We start from the raw sequence: 2477 nt of genomic DNA on the forward strand, positions 1-2477 counted from the left end.
CGATTACATCGAGATGTTCTATAACCCTAAGCGTCGACACAGCAGTGCTATGCAGCTGTCTCCAGTAGAGTATGAGAAACGCTATTTCCTGAGCTTGGAGAGTGTCTAGGAAAGCAGGGGCGATTCAGTACGTGATGAATGAGCGTCGACGTGATGAGGCAAACAAGGAACTCGAGAGCCTCAAAAAGGAACTCATAGTCGTTGAGAAATCTAAGGCTCACTGGAAAACCGAAGTCAACCGCAACCTGGACAAGTGCATCGAGATCGGCCTGTTGGATGCAGACATTCCAGATATCCTTGACTCCAAAATTGCCAAGCTTAGATCGGTAGTACAGGCGTATAAGGACAGGCGCCTTGAACAGACCCTTGTCGAACCCAAACGCCTGCACATCAACGAGCGCTTTAATGCAGCGGTAGCGAAGGAAACTGAACAGCAGCGCGTTGTCGACGACCTTGGTGAAGAAATAAGCGGCTACACCAGCCTCGCCCAAAGCGGTCAGCAGTTCGTCAAAGCTGTGAACCTAGAGAAAAATCACGTGGTAGGCTTGAATTGGTTGAAAAAAAGCTTCGAACCAGGAGGACAGTGTGTTGCCTGCGGCTCTCCCTCTGACAGCATGAGTTTGGTGATCAATAATCTGGAGACGAAAGTAAATCAGATCACTCGAGTAGCCGATATCCTTGAGCAGAACCCAGCCTTCGACAACAAGCTCTCGTCTCTTAAGAGAAACCTTGCTGCAGAGGAAAAGAAGCTCCATGGCATCCGCACAGATAAGAATGCGATCTTGGCAGAGGACGAGAAGCTGCGAAATGCCGTTGGTGAAATTTATTACCTGGCAGAGACTATCTCTGAAGTCCTGAAAAAGATCGGACAGACTTCTGCTGATGAAGCCATCACTGAACGCATGAAGGTCGTAAGCAGCAAGATCAATGACCTCGACAGGGTCATGAGCAAGACGAATCGTCAAGCCCGAGAAAATTACGTCGATCAGAAAGTCGGAGAACTTATAGAGCACTACGCCGATACCTTCGGCAACCTTGAAGGAGCGGCGAACTCTGTCCTCAAGCTGGATCGGAAGGAACTGACCATTCGATTCGACAAAGAATTCAGGCAATTCGACTATCTTTGGGAAGTCGGGAGCGGCGCGAACTGGATGGGCTACCACATTGCCGCGTTCCTAGGCATCCACGAGTACCTTCTCGAAGAGGAAAATCAGCATCTGCCGCCTCTCAGCTTCCTAGTAATAGACCAGCCCAGCCAGGTCTATTTCCCGAGCAGCGATCAAGGAGCCAACGCCTTGGACTCAGACATCGCTACGCTTCGAGAACACCGAACTGAGGATCTGATCGCAACTCGACGAATCTTTGAAGTGCTGGGGGAAGCGATCAAACGAACAAATGCCGGCCTCCAGATCATCGTGCTGGAGCACGCTGGCAAGGACATCTGGAGCGGGATACCACACACCCACTCTGCCGCATCCTGGAGCAAGAAAGGTGATGGGTTGATCCCTTCCACCTGGCAATAACGCTACTCCCTTGCTGCACATCAATGCCGAAATTGGGTGCCCAATTGCTAGGCCTTCTCATGACTCTGACAGTAAGCGTCCGATTAAGTCACCTCGACGAGCGAGAGCCTGGAGGCAGATCCAAGAATGTGAGCAATGGCCAAACCTTTAACCAGCTTTTGGACTTGACGCGCTCTTGGTAGATAGCATTTTTCTCTGTGGCGAACCTTCCCGCTGGGCGGATGATCAAGTTGAAAAGATCATCAAGCCCAAGCGGCGCAGCGATTTCGCATTTGCCGCTCTCTAGCAGCCTTACTGCTACCGCCGTGGCGGTTTCTGGCCAGTAACGCATTGCATCGGTCGCTGAATGATAGGGATCATCGCCGTTTTGAACATGCATTCTCGCTTGGTTTTTCACAGACCACAGTACGCTCGGATCTAGATCTCTGAGGAGCGCCTCCAGAGCATCATCTTGTTTCTGTGTGCAGCGCTCGCTATCAAACCAGATGACGTCAACGTCTGTTGAGACCGGTAATGAGTCGCGACCATGCAGATAATCCCACACCGCATTTCGGACGAAACCTGCTCCTATCCAGCAGTCTGGCAAGTTTAGGGTGCGTACTATTTCGAGCAGCCTTCGCCGAACGGGGTCATCCGAAATAATCGCTTGGATTGTCGAGCTATTGTCCAATCAGAAATCACCTTGCTGAAGCTAGGCCTGCCACTGATGCGGCAGCAGCTGTCCAATCTCACTGGCCTTCTGCGTCGGCAGCCGCATCAGCACATCTTTGAGGTAGGCATACGGATCATGCCCATTCATGCGTGCCGACTGGATCAAACTCATGATGGCCGCAGCCCGCTTACCGCTGCGCAGGGATCCCGCAAATAACCAGTTCGAGCGCCCGAGTGCCCATGGCCGTATCTGGTTCTCGACCTGGTTGTTGTCGATGGGCACAGCCCCATCGTCCAGGTAGC

General features: G+C 52.0%; 4 protein-coding genes. 2 read left to right on the forward strand and 2 right to left on the reverse strand.

Annotated features, from left to right (window positions below; all coding sequences use genetic code 11):
- Together DMX12_RS28710 and DMX12_RS28715 are read left to right on the forward strand one after the other, a co-directional pair.
- Nucleotides 1-109, forward strand: a 109-nt coding sequence (locus DMX12_RS28710; RefSeq protein WP_135192744.1) for an IS3 family transposase, incomplete at its 5' end; no start/stop codon positions are given.
- Nucleotides 110-134: 25 nt separating this feature from the next.
- The gene (locus DMX12_RS28715) at nt 135-1523 is read left to right on the forward strand and encodes a DUF3732 domain-containing protein (RefSeq protein ID WP_110680087.1); all 1389 of its coding nucleotides are present in this window, start codon (nt 135-137) and stop codon (nt 1521-1523) included.
- 88 nt (nt 1524-1611) lie between these two features.
- On the opposite strand, the gene DMX12_RS28720 is transcribed toward DMX12_RS28715, so the two are convergent.
- Together DMX12_RS28720 and DMX12_RS28725 are read right to left on the reverse strand one after the other, a co-directional pair.
- Nucleotides 1612-2193 carry a nucleotidyltransferase family protein gene (locus DMX12_RS28720; protein WP_110680088.1) on the reverse strand — a complete coding sequence of 194 codons (582 nt, stop codon included), beginning with the start codon at nt 2191-2193 and terminating at the stop codon, nt 1612-1614.
- A 21-nt stretch (nt 2194-2214) separates the two neighbouring features.
- On the reverse strand, nt 2215-2477 hold a 263-nt coding region (locus tag DMX12_RS28725; RefSeq protein ID WP_146226885.1), incomplete at its 5' end, for a transposase domain-containing protein.

It is taken from the genome of Pseudomonas sp. MB-090624 (assembly GCF_003205245.1).
GTDB classification, from domain to species: Bacteria; Pseudomonadota; Gammaproteobacteria; order Pseudomonadales; family Pseudomonadaceae; genus Aquipseudomonas; species Aquipseudomonas juntendi.